Genomic DNA, 16,226 nt, shown 5'->3' on the forward strand with positions numbered 1-16,226 from the left:
GGGTGAGGGTCGCGTGCCCGGCCCGCCAGACCCACTCGTATCGTGCGGTGACCTGGGTGTCCGTCGCATTGACGCAACTGTTGCCACCTCGGGTGGGCGAGCGGAGGAACCCGTGACCCAGCCGAGGGGCAGTTATTTCGAAGTTGTCATTCGGGAAGGGCCGCGGGATTCTGCGCCAGCAGCCCGCCGTCCACACGGTGCTCGGCTCCGGTGATGAACGAGGAGCGCGGCCCCGCCAGGAACGCCACCAGCTCCGCCACCTCCTCCGGCCTGCCCACCCGGCCCAGCGGATGGGACCGGCCCCACTGCGCGACCTGCTCGTCCTGCGACAGCTCGCCCCGCCACAGGTCCGCCGCCCAGCGCAGCATCGGCGTGTCCACCGAGCCGGGGCAGACCGCGTTCACCCTGACGCCGTCGGCCGCGTGGTCCAGCGCCATGGCCCGTACCAGGCCGTTCAGCGCCGCCTTGCTCGTGCTGTAGGCCGCCACCCGCGCCTGCGAGGCGAACGCCTGCACCGACGAGACCACCACGATGGAGCCGCCGCCGCGCTCGCGCAGCCTGGGGACGGCGGCCTTGCAGGTGAGGTAGACGCCCTTGAGGTTGATGTCCATCACCTCGTCCCAGACCTCCTCCGGGGTGTCCTCGACGGTGCCGTAACGCTGCACGCCCGCGCAGGTCACCACGACGTCGAGGCCGCCGTACCGCGTGACGGCCAGGTCCACCAGGTCGCGCAGCTCGCCGGCCCTGCGCACGTCGGCGATCCTGCCCGTGACGCGCTCGCCGTCCTGCTCGGCCTCCTTGTCCACGCCGCAGAACACCAGCGACGCCCCGCCGGCGGCCAGCCGGTCCACCACCGCGCGCCCGATGCCCGTCGAGCCGCCCGTGACCAGCGCCACCTTGCCGTCGAACTCCTTCACGCCAGCACCTCCGCGCGTACCCTCAGCACCTTCGTCTCGTGCGGGTCCAGGACGAGGGCCGTGCCGTTGGCCACGGCGGCGGCCAGTCCGTCGGTCGGCATGCCGGCGAACGGCTCCAGCCCGACCGTGTACGCCCGTCCCCACCACGGGTAGCCGGTGGACGCGCCGAGCTCCTGCCACATCCACAGGTAGGGCAGCACCGTCGCATCCCATTCCACCCGCATACCGATATCCCCAGAAATTTCGTACCAACCCTCGTCGCCGAAGCCGGTGAGGTAGACGATGTCGCTCGGCGCCCCCGGCCCCGGCACGACGCTCAGATCCGTCTCGCCGGCCCCGCTTTCGTGGGTGGGCACTGTGGGCCACGTCCATGGCCCTCCCGCCCGCACCCTGCGCTCCGGAGGATTGATCGCGCTCTCGTGCGGGATCACGGTGACCCCCGCGGGCAGCCTGATCCGGGCTCCCGGGCGCAGGAACGGCGGGCCGTACACGATGTGCTGGCCCCACATGGCGTGCAGCCGCAGGCCCGACTCGTTCGTGGCCCGCCCCTCGATCTCCAGCGCCGCCGTGCCCGACCGCAGCCGGAAGACCTTCTCCATCCGGTACGGCAACCGCCGCGTCCGCACGCTCAGCCGTACCGCGACCTCCTCGGGGGAGTCGGCCACGACCTCGCAGTCCCACGGCAGCCCCGACACCTCGCCGTGCTGCGCCAGCCGCGCGCCCCGGTACTCGCTCGGCGCGCCGCCGCTGGGGAAGATCTCCTGCCAGCCGCCCTCGTAGTGGTCGATGAACTGGGCGACGTCGTCGGCGGCGCCCTGGAGGTGGTCGCGCGGGTCGCGCAGGCCCTGCGGCGCCAGCCAGACGAAGTCGGTGTCGGTGGGCTTGTGCAGCAGCTCCACCACGTCCCCGCCCTTGCCGGGCAGCACGGTCACCCGCAGCCGCTCGTTCTCCAGGGTCACCGCCCGCAGCCCGTCGATCGTGCCGTGCCGCAGCCGGGCCGCCCAGTTGCGTCTCAACGGAACGTCACGTCCAGGAACCGGGGGCGGTAGATGGTGACGTCGCGGTAGTGGTCGGTGTTGACGAAGCTGTTGACGTTGTACGACACCACGAGCCCCGGGCCGTCGATCTCGGGGTGGGCGTGGGCGTTGTAGGTGAAGATGTTCCCGCTCGTCTCGGGCGTGGTGTAGACGTGCTGCTTGCCGGTGAACGGGCCGAAGGGGGAGCACGCGGAGTAGGCCACGATGTTCGGGCTCAGCACCTCGGTCGTGTCGTGCGTGATCAGCACGTAGCCGTCGCCGACCCGGCTGACGCTGTACTCGTTCGCCACCCCGCTTATCACCCTCGCGGAGTCGGCCTCGTTCGGCGACCAGGTGCCGTCGGCCTTGAGGTACTCCCAGCGCCCGAGCAGGCTCTGCCCGCGGACCCTGGCGACGTGCATGTACTTGGGCGAGCCGAGGTCCTCGACCCCGTAGACGTAGGTGTAGCCGCCGTCCTTCAGGATGCCCGAGGCCCAGGCCACGCCGTGCCCGCTCGGCAGGTCGTGCACGCTGATCGGCCGCTCCAGACGTCCCGGCGCGAACCTGGCGACCACGTTGCGGTGCCAGCGCCAGTCCCACGCCCCCGTGCCGAACCGCTCGTACTCCTGGTAGGTGACCTCGACCACCCCGCCGGCGAGCGTCGCGTCACCGGCCCAGAACCAGTGCTTGGAGTCGCGCGGCGGCATCACGGCCGTCGGCTTCTCGGCGGTGCCGTCGTGGATCGTGGACAGCCGCCCGTTGCGCTCGACGGCGAAGGAGTTGTTCAGGAACACGGTCGTCCCGCCCTCCTCGACCACCGGCGGCCGGGACCCGTCGGGGTTGACCTGCCCGAGGAAGGTGTCGGAGAACACCCAGAGCTCCTTGCCGCTGGGGAGTCTCAGCGAGTAGGTGCCGTCGGCGCCCGTCCAGTCGTCCAGGCGGCTGTTGTCGTTGCCGTGGGCGGTGAACAGGCTGGTCAGCCGGGCGTTGGTGGTGGTGCCTCGCACGCTGGGCGCGCAGGCGGAGGCGGCCGTCGCGGCCTGCTGCTGCTCCTGGGCGGTGGGCACCGGCCTGGGCGGCGCGGCCCAGACGGGTTGCGGCACGGCCGTGAAGCCGGCCAGGGCGATGGCGAGGGGTGCCAGGGCGGTGCGGAATCGCGTCATCACACGTCCTAGGGGGGAGGGGTTCCCTACAGTTCTAGTCATTAGATCACTTACTGTCCAGAGTCCCCGCGAACGCGCGAAAATCCGGATGCCCGCGTGGCGGGTCGCCCGTTAACCTGCCGGGATGGGCCACGTTGAAGTAGGACATCTGACGTACGTGCTGCCCGACGGGCGTCCCCTGCTCAACGACGTGTCCTTCAGGATCGGCGAAGGCGTCAAGGCGGCGCTGGTCGGGCCCAACGGCGCGGGCAAGACCACGCTGATGCGCCTGATCGCCGGCGACCTCCAGCCGGTCGAGGGCAGCGTGGCCAGCTCCGGCGGGCTGGGCGTGATGCGGCAGTTCATCGGCAGCGTGCGCGACGGCAGCAACGTGCGCGACCTGCTGCTGGGCGTGGCGCCGCCCGCCGTGCGGCAGGCGGCCGAGCGGCTCGACGCGGCCGAACTGGTGATGATGGAGCGCGACGACGAGAAGACGCAGATGCGTTACGCGCAGGCCATCAGCGACTACACCGACGCCGGCGGTTACGACATCGAGGTGCTCTGGGACACCTGTACGGTGGCCGCCCTCGGCGTGCCCTTCGAAAGGGTGAAATATCGGGACGTGTCGACGTTGTCAGGCGGCGAGCAGAAGCGCCTGGTCCTGGAGGCGCTGCTGCGCGGCCCCGACCAGACCCTGCTGCTCGACGAGCCCGACAACTACCTCGACGTCCCCGGCAAGGAGTGGCTGGAGCAGCAGCTCAAGGAGACGCCCAAGACCGTGCTGCTGGTCAGCCACGACCGCCAGCTCCTGGCGAACTCCGCCGACCGCATCATCACCGTCGAGTCCGGCAACATCTGGATCCATGGCGGCGGCTTCACCACGTACGCCGAGGCCCGCAAGGCCCGCAACGAGCGCCTCGACGAGCTGCGCAGGCGTTGGGACGAGGAGCACGCCAAGCTCAAGGCCCTGGTCAACATGTTGAAGAACAAGGCCCGCTACAACGACGGCATGGCCCCGGCCTACCACGCGGCCCAGACGCGGCTGCGCAAGTTCGAGGAGGCCGGGCCGCCCGAGGTGGCGCCGAGCGAGCAGAACATCAAGATGCGCCTGCGCGGCGGCCGCACCGGCAAGCGGGCGGTGATCTGCGAGGGGCTGGAGCTGACCGGCCTGATGCGCCCGTTCGACCTGGAGGTCTGGTACGGCGAGCGCGTCGCGGTCCTCGGCTCCAACGGCTCCGGCAAGTCGCACTTCCTGCGCCTGCTGGCGGGCGAGCCGGTCGCCCACGAGGGCGGCGCCAGGCTGGGCGCCCGGGTGGTCCCCGGCCACTTCGCCCAGACCCACGCCCGCCCCGACCTGCTCGGCCGCACGCCGGTCGAGATCGTCATGACCGAGCACGCCAGGCTCAAGAACGAGGCCATGAAGATCCTGGCTCGCTACGAGCTGGCCGGGCTGATCGCCGAGCAGCGCTTCGACACGCTGTCCGGCGGGCAGCAGGCACGCCTGCAGATCCTGCTGCTGGAGCTGTCGGGGGCCACGCTGCTGCTGCTCGACGAGCCGACCGACAACCTCGACCTGGCCAGCGCGGAGGCTCTCCAGGCCGGCTTGGAGGCGTTCGACGGCACGGTGCTGGCGGTCACCCACGACCGGTGGTTCGCCGCCGACTTCGACCGTTACCTGGTCTTCGGCTCCGACGGCACGGTCTACGAGTCGCCGGAGCCGGTCTGGGACGAGTCGCGGGTGGTGCGCCCGCGTTAAAGGTTCGGTACGGCTGGCGCGTGTCCCGCCCCGGCCGGGCCCATGCTCGGGTTATCACGGCAAAGTGATCCCGCGCAGCCGTACCGTCAGCCTTCTTGTCGCACTGGGGGCGATCTCCTTGTCCGCGTGTGCGAGCGAGGAGAAGCCCGTCCAGCAGCTCAAGCCGCTCGCTCTCAAGGAGCAGGCCTCCAACATCGTCAAGTCCGCCGACGGGTACGCCGTCACCTGGGCGGGCGTGCTCAGCAACGCCAACCCGTGGCACTTCGGCGAGCACGTGGTGGCCACGATCGTCGGGCACGACGCCCGGGGCGCCGAGGTGGTCAGGATGGACCAGCCGCTCGACGCCGTGCCGCCGGGCGGGTCGCTGGCCTTCACCGGCCAGGCCAGCGCCACCCAGAAACCGGCGAAGGTGACGATCCAGTACCGGCCCGCGCAGTGGCGGCAGGCGGCGCGGATCGCCTCGGCGTTCCAGCGGTTCCCGACCTCGCGTGTCCAGACAATGCGCCAGAAAGATGGCACGTACCTTATTACGGGATATGTGGATAACCCTTATAAAATACCGGCGAGCACGCTGGTCGTGAACGCGTTGCTGCGCGACAAGGCGGGCAAACTGCTCGGCGGCGGCAGCACGTTCGTGGACGAGGTGGAGGCGGGCAGCCCGCCGCGCTTCATCCTCACGGTGAGCGGCCTGCCGAAGGGCGCCGCTGTGGCCACCACCGAGATCACCGCCAGGACCTGGGGATCCACCGGCCGCCCCTACGAGGAGCTGGCGCTCAGCGGGGCCGTGCCCGTGCACACGGTCAAGCCGACGACGGAGCCGTTCGCCGTGGACCGCAGCACGCAGATCGTCTCTGAATATAAGCAGTGATTTCCGCAAAAATCGGGCCATCGACGGTGACCGCCCGCATTATGCGTACGAAATCCGGCCGCTCCGCCAGACAAGCCATGCCATCGGCGTGAACAGGTAGAACTACTAGTTACCGATCCATTACCTTAAGTCACATGAATGACCGCGTCCTGGTCGAAGCACTCCGCGCCCGTGATCCAGGAGCACTGTCCGCGCTCTATGACGCCCACGCGGAGAGCGTCTACCGCTACTGCTGGTCCCTGCTGCTGAGCGCCGAGAGCGCCCAGGTGGCGCTGCGTGACACGCTGATCGCCGCCGAGGCGCACGCCGGCGCGCTCGCCGACCCCGAGCGGCTGCGCCCCTGGCTGTACGCGCTGGCCAGGGTCGAGTGCCTGCGCCGCCGCGCCACCGCGCCACCGGGCGCCGCCGAAGGCCTGGCCGAGGCGCCGCCGCTGGACGATCCTGCGGACGCCGACGTGCGCGTCATGGCCTGGAACGCCGTCCAGAGCCTGCCCGTGGCCGAGCGCGAGGTGCTGGAGCTGGTCCACCGGCACGGGCTGCCCGCCGACGACCTGGCCCACGTCGTCGGCCTCCCGCCGCGCCGGCTCGAACTGCTCCTGGAGGAGGCCGGCGAGCTCCTGAGCGACGCGATCACGGCCGAGGTCCTGGCCAGGAAGGGCCCGTACGACTGCCCGCGCCGCGCCCGCATCCTGGCGGGCTTCGCGGGCGAGCTGACCCAGGAGATGCGCGAACACCTGGTCAAACACCTGCCGCGCTGCGAGACCTGCGCCCCGCACCGTACGCGGGAGGTGTCGCCCGCCAAGGTCTACGAGCTGCTGCCCGGCGCCGTGCTGCCCGAGTCGCTGCGCATCAGGGTGATGAGCTGCTTCGCCGACCCCGAGCTGCTGCCCTACCGCCGTTACGTCGCCAGGCGTACGGGTGTGCTGGGAGCCGCCGGGTTTCCCGTTTCAGCGGAACGGCAGGTTCGGCGGTGGCCTCAGGCGCTGGCAGGCGCGCTGGCGGCGGTCGCGGCCGTGGTGGCGATAGCGATGATCTTCGATCGGATCGGAAGGGACAACGGTGGGGTCACAGGCATCGCGACGGCCGCGTTCCCGGCGACAGGCGAGCCGCCGGGCATCCGGCTGCCCTGGCAGGCGAACCCGCAGGATGAGCCGCTGACCGTGGTCCCCATCGTCGACAACGCCACCACGCAGCCCCTCGGGGTGACCGGCTCGCCGTCGCCTTCGACGCAGGCGCCGCCCCCCGCCGTGCCGTCGCACGTGCAGTCGTCGCCGACCAGCGGGCCGCCGCCCACGGAGCCTCCGGACGAGTACGAGGAGCCCGAGCCCACGGATCCCGGCCGGCCGTCGGAGCCGCCGCCCGGCAGCCCCCCGGAGGAGCCGAAGCCGTCCGACCCGAGCACCCGCACCCCCTGCCCGACCCCGACCCCGACTCCCACGCCGACCCCCAGCCAGACCCCCACCCCGACCGCCACGCCGACGGAGCCGGCCACCCCCACGCCCACGGAGGAGTCCCCGGGCACGCCCTCGCAGACGACCTCCTGAGGCTGTCGGACCTTTACGTTACGTGCGCGAAACCGGCGGGAACTGTGTGCATAGAGTAACCATTGGTTTCAGGGGGACCTATGCGCGCATATCGGGCGGGGCTCCTCGCAGGCTGCCTGCTGATGAGCCTGTGCCCGCCGGTGGAGGCCGATCGGGGGCCCTCCTCCCGCGATGTCCAGAAGGCCCGGCAGACCGTACGTGAGCGCTCCAAGGAGCTGAGCCGGACGACCGCCGAGCTGGCGACCGCCCAGTCGCGCCTGGACGCGCTGGCGGCCGAGGTGGAGCGGCTGGTGGAGGCGTACAACGGGGAGGTCGTCCGGCTGCGGCAGGCCGAGCTGGCGCACCAGCAGGCCGGGGTCCGGCTGGCGGCGGCCGACGCGGAGGTGGAGCGGGCCAGGCAGGCCGTGGCGCTGCTGGCGTCGGAGAGCTACGGCGGGCTCGGGATGGTGCACCCGATCGTGGGCATGCTGTCCGACCGGGGCGGCACGGACGGGTTCCTGCACCGCGCGGGCGTGCTCGGTCACCTCAACGACGAGCGGGCGGCCGTCCTCGGCCGGATGCGCGATGCCCAGGAGGTCGCGGCGATCCTGCGGGCCCAGGCCGCCGCCGCCCACACGGCCAGGCAGGAGGCGGCGGAACGCGCCCGGCAGGCCAAACTGGCCGCCGAGGAGGCGGTGCTGGGCCAGCGGCGCGAGACCAGGCAGCTCACGGCCCGCAAGGAGAGCCTGCAGCGCGCGGTGGACGCGGCGCGCAGCCGCGCGGAGCTGCTGGCCAGGCGGCGCCAGGTGGCGCTGTCGGGGCTGGTCGGCGGCGGCTCGGCGATGGGCGACGTGGCGGCCAACTGGGCGCTCACCCAGCTCGGCAAGCCGTACGTGTGGGCCGCCGACGGGCCCGAGACCTACGACTGCTCAGGGCTGTCGATGCGGGCCTGGGAGAAGGCGGGCGTCCGGCTCGACCACTGGACCGGCACCCAGTGGACCTCGGGCCCGCACGTGCCGCTCGACCAGCTACGCCGCGGCGACCTGCTGTTCTTCGCCCACAACGGCGACCCGTCGACCATCCACCACGTCGGGATCTACGTCGGGCGCGACCAGATGGTGCACGCCCCGCAGACCGGCGACGTGGTGCGGGTCGCCTCGATCTGGCGCGGGGACCTGGTGGGCGCCACCAGGCCCCGCTGAGGAGGCCTAGTGGTGGCCCTCCTCCTTGGCGCGGCGGAAGGAGCGCTCGATCTCGGCCTCGGCCTCGATGCGGCCCACCCAGTTGGCGCCCTCGACGGACTTGCCGGGCTCGAGGTCCTTGTAGACCTCGAAGAAGTGCTGGATCTCCAGCCGGTCGAACTCCGACACGTGATGGATGTCCTGGATGTGGTGCATCCGGGGGTCGGTGGACGGCACGCACAGCACCTTGTCGTCACCGCCCTTCTCGTCCGTCATCCGGAACATCCCGACCGCCCGGCACGTGATGTAGCAGCCCGGGAACGTCGGCTCCTGGAGCAGCACCAGCGCGTCGAGCGGGTCGCCGTCCTCGCCGAGGGTGTTCTCGATGAAGCCGTAGTCGGCGGGATACTGCGTGGAGGTGAACAGGAGCCGGTCAAGCCTGATCTTCCCGGTCTCGTGGTCCACTTCGTACTTGTTCCGTTGCCCCTTGGGAATCTCAACGACAACGTCGAACTCCACCGCGGTTCCTCCGCTCAGGCCCCCGGGCACCCCCGGCTGGGCGTTAATGTCTCGTAGGCGAACACAGAGAGAGGGCAGGCGACGTGGCGCGGCGCGACCGGTTGGTGATGCTGACCACCCTCGCCGTGCTCCAGATCCTCACGATCGTCATCGGCGTTTACGCGATGACCACCGAGTTCAGCCTGAGCGCGCTGACGAGCGGGTCTTCACCGACCAAGCCGACGGCGTCACCGGCGGAAGGCACTCCCTCCGTCCCCGTCGTCACCGCGGGGCCTGTGCTGGCCCAGCTTCCGGTGAAGCCCGGAGACGGACCTCTCCCGACTAAGGGTACTTTGACGAAGCAGTTGGCCAGCGCGCTGGGTGACGATGCGCTCGGCGACCGCGTCGGCGTCGCGGTCATCGACACCGCCACCGGGGAGCAGCTCTTCGCCGCCAACCCCGACGCCGCCGTCACCCCCGCCTCCACCACCAAGATCATCACCTGTTCCGCGGCCCTGGCCGCGCTGGGCCCCGACACCCGCTTCTCCACCAGGGCCGTCCAGGGCTCCGCGCCCGGCACCGTCGTCCTCGTCGGCGGCGGCGACCCCCTCCTCGCCGGCCCCACCGCCAAGCAGAGCGGCTACCCGAAGCAGGCCAGCCTCGCCACGCTCGCCTCCCGCACCGCCGCGACGCTCAAGTCGCAGGGTGTACGCAAGATCACTCTGTCCTACGACACGTCACTGTTCACCGGCACCGCCAAGGCGGCCGGCTGGAAGCCCAACTACATCCCCGACGGCGAGGTGGCCCCGGTCCACGCCCTGACCATGGACGTGGGCCGCCAGGACCCCCGCTTCCGCAGCCCCCGCGTCCCCGACCCGCCCCGGTACGCCGCCGACGCCTTCGCCAGGCTGCTCACCAAGCACGGCATCAAGGTCACCGGGTCCGTACGCCAGGCCAAGGCCCCCGCCGGCGCGGCGGAGCTGGGCCGGGTGGACTCCGCCCCCCTCTACGCCCTCGTGGAGCACACCCTCACCCACAGCGACAACGACATGGCCGAGGCCCTGATGCGCCACGTCGCCATCAAGGAGGGCCAGGAGGCGTCCTTCGCGGGCGGCGCCAAGGCGGTCGCCGCGGTCATGCAACGCCTCGGGATCGCCCAGGGCGTCTCCCTCGACGACGGCAGCGGCCTGTCCATCCGCAACCGCATCAGCCCCAACGCCCTGGCCAAGGCCATCGCCCTGTCCGGTTCCCCCGCCCACCCCGGCCTGCACGCCGTCGCCTCCGGCATGCCGATCGCCGGCTTCTCCGGCACGCTCGGCAACGGCCGCCGCTTCGTCGGCAGCGACAGCAAGGGCCAGGTCGGCCTCGTCCGCGCCAAGACGGGCACGCTCAACCACGTCAACACGCTGGCCGGGCTGGCCACGACCAAGGACGGGCGGCTGGTCACGTACGCGTTCATGGCCGACCGCGTGCCGGTCAACGCCGAACCCGTACTCGACCGCCTGGCCGCCATCGTCGCCCGCTCCTGAACCGACCCGCGCGAACGCGTACGGACTCCTTCGCCCACGCTCGGCCAGAAGCACGTACGGTGGACGGTATGCAGGTGATCGACTGGGATCTGGCCGTCACGACCGGCACGCGCCTGGTGCGCCCCGGCCCTCAGGTGAGCCGGGAGGAGGCCAGGCAGGCCGTCGCCGAGCTCCGCACCCTGTCGCGCGAGGCCGAGGGCCACGTCCGGCAATTCACCAAGATTCACACAGAGGCCGCGCCACAGCCGGCCACCGTCGTCGACCGGCCCGGCTGGATCAAGGCCAACGTCCAGGGCTTCCGCGTGGTCCTCGAGCCGCTCACGCAGCGCATGACCTCCGGGGCCAACCAGGCGCCGGCCATCGTCACCGCCGTCGGCTCCCGCATCACGGGCGTCGAGGTCGGCGCCGTCCTGGCCTTCCTCGCCTCCCGCGTGCTCGGCCAGTACGAGCTCTTCCTCCCGCCGGACCCCACCGGTCAGGAGCCCGTCGGCCGGCTGACGCTCGTCGCGCCCAACATCGTCCACGCCGAGCGCGAGATGAACGTCAACCCGCATGACTTCCGCCTGTGGGTCTGCCTCCACGAGGAGACGCACCGCGTGCAGTTCACCGGGGTGACGTGGCTGCGCGAGTACGTCCGCTCGCAGATGACCGAGTTCCTGCTCGCCTCCGACCTCGACCTGCCCACCCTCCTCGAACGCCTCCGCAACGCCGCCGACACGGTGGCCGACGTGGTGCGCGGCGGCGAGGGCAACCTCATCGACGCCATCCAGTCGCCCGGCCAGAAGGAGATCCTCGACCGCCTCACCGCCGTCATGACCCTCGTGGAGGGCCACGGCGACTTCGTCATGGACGCGGTGGGCCCGTCGGTGGTGCCGTCGGTGGCCGAGATCCGCTCCAAGTTCGCCCAGCGGCGCGAGGGCGGCTCCCGCCTCGACCGCACGGTGCGGCGGCTGCTGGGGATCGAGGTCAAGATGAAGCAGTACGCGGAGGGCTCGGCCTTCGTGCGCACGGTGGTGGACCGGGTGGGGATGGACGGCTTCAACAAGGTCTGGACCTCCCCGGAGACCCTCCCCACCACCCAGGAGATCGCCGACCCGAACGCCTGGATCAGCCGCGTCATCGGCACCCCGGCCCTCCCGGCCTGACACCCCGGCCACGCGCCGCGCCCGCAGCGCCGCGGCGGCAGGCTGACCACGCGCCCACAACACGCGCCGCGCTCGCAGCGCCGCGGCGGTGGGACGTGGTGCGGCGGCGTCCGGCGCCCGGCACGGTGCCGGGCCCACGCGGGTGGGCGAAGCACCGGAGCCGCGGCAGCCGCGTTGGATCGCGCATGACGCGTCAGGTGCGACGATGTCACCCGTGGGCCCACATCCAGCCGTAGCCGACGTCCGCCGAGCAGTCCGCGAGGCCCTGGCCGACGTGGACCAGGACGCCCTGGTCCTGGCGGCCTGCAGCGGCGGAGCCGACTCCCTGGCGCTGGCCGCCGCCCTGGCCTTCGTGGCCCCCCGCATGCGCCTGCGCGCCGGCCTCCTCACCGTCGACCACCAGCTCCAGCCCGGTTCGAAGGACCGTGCCGCGACGGTCAGGGACCTGGCGGAGGGCATGGGCCTGACCCCGGCGGAGGTCCTCACCGTCACCGTGGGCAAGGAGGGCGGCCCGGAGGCGGCGGCCAGGGAGGCGAGGTACGCCGCGCTCGACGAGGCGGCCGGCAGGCTGGAGGCGGCGGCCGTCCTGCTCGGCCACACCAGGGACGACCAGGCGGAGACGGTCCTGCTGGGCCTGGCCCGGGGCAGCGGCCCCCGCTCCCTGTCCGGCATGGCCGCCAGGTCGGGCCGCTACCGGAGGCCCCTGCTCGGCCTCCCCAGGCAGACCACCGTGGCCGCCTGCCGCGCCCAGAACCTCACCCCCTGGGACGACCCCCACAACGAGGACCCGAGGTACACGCGGGTCCGCGTCCGCCGCACCGTGCTCCCGGTCCTGGAGGACGAGCTGGGCCCCGGGGTGGCGGAGGCGCTGGCGCGCACGGCGGCGCTGGCGCGGGAGGACGCGGACGCGCTCGACGAGTGGGCCGAGTCGGCGTTCCAGAATTGCGCTCTTAGCGATATCGGCGAGTCGGTAAAGCTGTCCGTGGCCGAGTTGGAAAAACTGCCCGCCGCCGTGCGGCGCCGCGTGTTGCGGCGGGCGGCGATCGCAGCCGGATCCCCGTCCGGCGGCCTGTCGGCCACCCATGTACTGGCCGTGGACCGGCTGATCACGCACTGGCGCGGGCAGAAAGCCGTTGACCTGCCGGGGGGTCTGTCGGCCGTCCGGCGGTATGGCACCCTGATATTCGCCATCAGTCCCATCGCGTAAGGAACCACAGGTGGACGCTGCCGACATGGGCAATGACCTGGAAAAGGTGCTCATTCCAGAGGACGAGCTCCAGGCAAAGATCAAAGAGCTTGCCGGCCGGATCGACGAGGATTACGCGGGCAAGGACGTCCTGCTCGTGGGCGTGTTGAAGGGCGCCGTCATGGTGATGGCCGACCTGGCCAGAGCTTTGCACGTGCCGGTGCAGATGGACTGGATGGCGGTGTCGTCGTACGGCGCGGGCACCAAGTCGTCCGGCGTCGTCCGCGTGCTGAAGGACCTCGACACCGACATCTTGAACCGTCACGTGCTGATCGTCGAGGACATCATCGACTCCGGCCTGACCCTGCACTGGTTGCTGGAAAACCTGAAGTCGCGCAATCCGGCGTCGCTGGAGATCTGCGCCGCGCTGCGCAAACCCGACGCGGTGAAGGTGCCCATCGACGTCAAATACGTTGGCTTCGACATTCCCAACGAGTTCGTCATCGGTTATGGCCTCGACTACGCCGAGCGATACCGGAACCTTCCGTTCATCGGAACTCTGGCCCCACACGTTTACAAGTAGCAATCTCTGCCATGGCCGGGAACATCGCCCAACGTGACGTACGTTGATAGGGCAAGACCGGTGTAGCGGGCGGTCCCTCCGTGCGCGCTGCCGGTGTACCTTCAGACTCCGGGAGGGTGACCACGCGTCCCCTTCGGGTAGTCAGAAGTCGCGGTGCCGGATGCCGCGGCCCCGGGCGTGCCCGGGGTTCCAGGCCATGGTCAGGAAGGGACGGGCCCGCAAGGGGTTCCGCATCGGATGGATCTCAAGCGATTTACACGTGGGCCACTGCTGTGGATCCTGGGCATCGTCGTGCTGCTCCTCCTCGTCACCCAGCTCTGGAGCGGGGGCGGGAATTTCAAGACGGCCGACACGTCCTTGGTTCTTCAGCAGATTCGGTCCGGAAACGTCAGCAACGCCAAGGTTATCGACAAGGACAACCGGATCGAGGCGACGCTGGTCAACCCGATCTCGGTCAAGCCGGGTGACGCGCCGACGAAGCTGATCCAGTCGAGCTGGGTCACCGGGTACGGCAGCAAGCTGACCGACGAGCTCCAGGCTCAGGTGGACGCGGGCAAGACGAAGAGCTTCACCACCGAGGTGCCTCAGGAGAACATCCTGCTCAGCCTTCTGGTGAGCTTCCTGCCGATCGTCATCATCGTGCTGATCTTCCTGTTCATCATGAACCAGATGCAGGGCGGCGGCTCCCGGGTGATGAACTTCGGCAAGTCGAAGGCGAAGCTGATCACCAAGGACACTCCCAAGACCACGTTCGCCGACGTGGCCGGTGCCGACGAGGCCATCGAGGAGCTCCAGGAGATCAAGGAGTTCCTTCAGGCCCCGGCCAAGTTCCAGGCGATCGGCGCCAAGATCCCCAAGGGTGTGCTGCTGTACGGCCCGCCCGGCACCGGTAAGACGCTGCTGGCCCGCGCGGTCGCCGGTGAGGCCGGCGTGCCGTTCTACTCGATCTCCGGTTCCGACTTCGTCGAGATGTTCGTCGGTGTCGGCGCCTCGCGTGTCCGCGACCTGTTCGAGCAGGCGAAGGCCAACGCCCCGGCGATCATCTTCATCGACGAGATCGACGCCGTCGGCCGCCACCGCGGCGCCGGCCTGGGCGGCGGTCACGACGAGCGCGAGCAGACCCTGAACCAGCTGCTCGTCGAGATGGACGGCTTCGACGTCAAGGGCGGCGTGATCCTCATCGCCGCGACGAACCGGCCCGACATCCTCGACCCGGCGCTGCTGCGTCCCGGCCGCTTCGACCGTCAGGTCACCGTCGACCGTCCCGACCTCGAGGGCCGCAAGGGCATCCTCAAGGTGCACGGCCGCGGCAAGCCGTTCGCGCCCGACGTCGATCTCGACGTCATCGCGCGCCGCACGCCCGGGTTCACCGGCGCCGACCTGGCCAACGTGATCAACGAGGCGGCCCTGCTCACCGCGCGGGCCGACCAGAAGCTGATCACGATGGACGTCCTGGAGGAGTCGATCGACCGTGTCATGGCAGGGCCCGAGCGCAAGACGCGGGTCATGTCCGACAAGGAGAAGAAGATGATCGCCTACCACGAGGGCGGTCACGCGCTGGTGGCGCACGCGCTGCCGAACTCCGACCCGGTCCACAAGATCACGATCCTGTCCCGCGGCCGCGCCCTCGGTTACACGATGACGCTGCCGATGGAGGACAAGTTCCTGGCCACCAGGTCCGAGATGATGGACCAGCTCGCGATGCTGCTCGGCGGCCGCGCGGCGGAGGAGCTCGTCTTCCACGAGCCCACCACCGGCGCCTCCAACGACATCGAGAAGGCCACGGCCGTCGCCCGCCGCATGGTGACCGAGTACGGCATGAGCGAGCAGCTCGGCGCCCGTAAGTTCGGCACCGGCCAGGCGGAGGTCTTCCTGGGCCGCGAGATGGGCCACGAGCGCGACTACTCCGAAAAGATCGCCTCCACGATCGACGAGGAGGTCCGCCGGATGATCGAGTCGGCGCACGACCAGGCGTGGGACATCCTGGTCGAGTACCGCGACGTGCTCGACAACCTGGTGCTGGAGCTCATGGAGAAGGAGACCCTCTCCCGCGACCAGGTGCTGCAGATCTTCGCCCCGGTGGTCGTCAAGGAGCACCGCCCGTCGTACGCGGGTTACGGCAAGCGGCTCCCGTCCGACCGCCCGCCGATCCTGACCCCGAAGGAGCAGTCGGCCAACGGCTCGCTCACCACGGGCCGCCAGGACGCGCTGCCTTCCGGGGACAGTGCGTGACTCAGCACGACGTCGACCTCGGGCGGATCGAGAAGGCCGTACGCGAGATCCTCTACGCCATCGGCGAGGATCCCGACCGTGACGGCCTGATCGAGACGCCTGCCCGGGTCGCCAGAGCCATGGCCGAGCAGTATTCGGGGCTCGGCCAGACGCCCGAAGACGTGCTGAACAAGGTCTTCGACGTCGACCACGACGAGATGGTGCTCGTCCGGGACATCGAGGTCTACTCGACCTGCGAGCACCACCTCGTCCCGTTCCACGGCCTGGCCCACGTGGGTTACATCCCCAACGAGCGGGGCCAGGTCACCGGCCTGTCGAAGCTCGCGCGCCTGGTGGACGTGTTCGCCCGCCGCCCCCAGGTGCAGGAGCGCATGACCTCCCAGATCGCCGACGCGCTCATGCGGGTGCTGGAGCCGCGCGGTGTCATCGTGGTCGTGGAGTGCGAGCACCTGTGCATGACGATGCGCGGCGTACGCAAGCCGGGCGCCAAGACCGTCACCTCGGCCGTCCGCGGCGACTTCCGCACCAGCGACAAGACCCGATCCGAGGCCATGGCGCTGATCCTGGGGCGCTGAAGAGCCGCTGGAGACCGAACGGGGTACCCACGATGTCACCAGGTGTGGGCAAGCGCCTAGGCTTGGCCCATGACT

General features: G+C 70.6%; 14 protein-coding genes. 10 read left to right on the forward strand and 4 right to left on the reverse strand.

Going from position 1 to position 16,226, the window contains the following annotated elements:
• Nucleotides 1-146: 146 nt before the first annotated feature.
• Genes AB0I79_RS32465 through AB0I79_RS32475 form a run of 3 tightly spaced genes read right to left on the reverse strand, consistent with a single transcriptional unit; the run spans nt 147 to nt 3,096 of the window.
• Nucleotides 147-917 (reverse strand): SDR family oxidoreductase, encoded by a 771-nt coding sequence (locus tag AB0I79_RS32465; protein WP_357881040.1) that lies wholly within the window; start codon nt 915-917, stop codon nt 147-149.
• The gene (locus tag AB0I79_RS32470) at nt 914-1,933 is read right to left on the reverse strand and encodes a DUF4432 family protein (RefSeq protein ID WP_357881043.1); all 1,020 of its coding nucleotides are present in this window, start codon (nt 1,931-1,933) and stop codon (nt 914-916) included. The genes AB0I79_RS32465 and AB0I79_RS32470 overlap by 4 nt, the downstream gene beginning before the upstream one ends.
• Nucleotides 1,930-3,096 carry a DUF4185 domain-containing protein gene (locus tag AB0I79_RS32475; protein WP_357881046.1) on the reverse strand — a complete coding sequence of 389 codons (1,167 nt, stop codon included), beginning with the start codon at nt 3,094-3,096 and terminating at the stop codon, nt 1,930-1,932. Before AB0I79_RS32475 ends, AB0I79_RS32470 begins: the two co-directional genes overlap by 4 nt.
• 124 nt (nt 3,097-3,220) lie before the next feature.
• Between AB0I79_RS32475 and AB0I79_RS32480 the strand changes: the two genes are divergently transcribed.
• The 4 genes from AB0I79_RS32480 to AB0I79_RS32495 all read left to right on the forward strand — a co-directional run bounded on the left by AB0I79_RS32480 (nt 3,221) and on the right by AB0I79_RS32495 (nt 8,424).
• The gene (locus AB0I79_RS32480; protein ID WP_357881049.1) at nt 3,221-4,831 is read left to right on the forward strand and encodes an ABC-F family ATP-binding cassette domain-containing protein; all 1,611 of its coding nucleotides are present in this window, start codon (nt 3,221-3,223) and stop codon (nt 4,829-4,831) included.
• 64 nt (nt 4,832-4,895) lie between these two features.
• Nucleotides 4,896-5,699, forward strand: a complete 804-nt coding sequence (locus AB0I79_RS32485; protein ID WP_357881052.1) for a hypothetical protein — start codon at nt 4,896-4,898, stop codon at nt 5,697-5,699.
• A 134-nt stretch (nt 5,700-5,833) separates the two neighbouring features.
• A complete protein-coding gene (locus AB0I79_RS32490) occupies nt 5,834-7,243 on the forward strand; it encodes a sigma-70 family RNA polymerase sigma factor (RefSeq protein WP_357881055.1) in 1,410 nt (469 codons plus the stop codon).
• Between the two features lie 80 nt (nt 7,244-7,323).
• Nucleotides 7,324-8,424 carry an NlpC/P60 family protein gene (locus tag AB0I79_RS32495; protein ID WP_357881058.1) on the forward strand — a complete coding sequence of 367 codons (1,101 nt, stop codon included), beginning with the start codon at nt 7,324-7,326 and terminating at the stop codon, nt 8,422-8,424.
• A 6-nt stretch (nt 8,425-8,430) separates the two neighbouring features.
• On the opposite strand, the gene AB0I79_RS32500 is transcribed toward AB0I79_RS32495, so the two are convergent.
• Nucleotides 8,431-8,922 carry an inorganic diphosphatase gene (locus AB0I79_RS32500; protein WP_043615308.1) on the reverse strand — a complete coding sequence of 164 codons (492 nt, stop codon included), beginning with the start codon at nt 8,920-8,922 and terminating at the stop codon, nt 8,431-8,433.
• Between the two features lie 83 nt (nt 8,923-9,005).
• Between AB0I79_RS32500 and dacB the strand changes: the two genes are divergently transcribed.
• The 6 genes from dacB (at nt 9,006) to folE (ending at nt 16,151) form a co-directional block, all read left to right on the forward strand.
• A complete protein-coding gene (gene dacB / locus AB0I79_RS32505; RefSeq protein ID WP_357881061.1) occupies nt 9,006-10,430 on the forward strand; it encodes a D-alanyl-D-alanine carboxypeptidase/D-alanyl-D-alanine-endopeptidase in 1,425 nt (474 codons plus the stop codon).
• Nucleotides 10,431-10,498: 68 nt separating this feature from the next.
• The gene (locus AB0I79_RS32510) at nt 10,499-11,575 is read left to right on the forward strand and encodes a zinc-dependent metalloprotease (RefSeq protein WP_357881064.1); all 1,077 of its coding nucleotides are present in this window, start codon (nt 10,499-10,501) and stop codon (nt 11,573-11,575) included.
• Between the two features lie 205 nt (nt 11,576-11,780).
• Nucleotides 11,781-12,782: a tRNA lysidine(34) synthetase TilS gene (gene tilS / locus AB0I79_RS32515; RefSeq protein ID WP_357881067.1), complete on the forward strand. Its 1,002-nt coding sequence runs from the start codon at nt 11,781-11,783 to the stop codon at nt 12,780-12,782.
• Between the two features lie 10 nt (nt 12,783-12,792).
• A complete protein-coding gene (gene hpt / locus AB0I79_RS32520) occupies nt 12,793-13,344 on the forward strand; it encodes a hypoxanthine phosphoribosyltransferase (protein WP_253755145.1) in 552 nt (183 codons plus the stop codon).
• A 237-nt stretch (nt 13,345-13,581) separates the two neighbouring features.
• Nucleotides 13,582-15,576 (forward strand): ATP-dependent zinc metalloprotease FtsH, encoded by a 1,995-nt coding sequence (gene ftsH, locus AB0I79_RS32525; RefSeq protein ID WP_357881070.1) that lies wholly within the window; start codon nt 13,582-13,584, stop codon nt 15,574-15,576.
• Nucleotides 15,573-16,151 (forward strand): GTP cyclohydrolase I FolE, encoded by a 579-nt coding sequence (gene folE, locus AB0I79_RS32530; protein WP_357881073.1) that lies wholly within the window; start codon nt 15,573-15,575, stop codon nt 16,149-16,151. The genes ftsH and folE overlap by 4 nt, the downstream gene beginning before the upstream one ends.
• The last annotated feature ends 75 nt before the right edge of the window (nt 16,152-16,226 follow it).

This window comes from Nonomuraea sp. NPDC050202 (genome assembly GCF_040656115.1).
In the GTDB taxonomy this organism is placed as follows: Bacteria; Actinomycetota; Actinomycetes; order Streptosporangiales; family Streptosporangiaceae; genus Nonomuraea.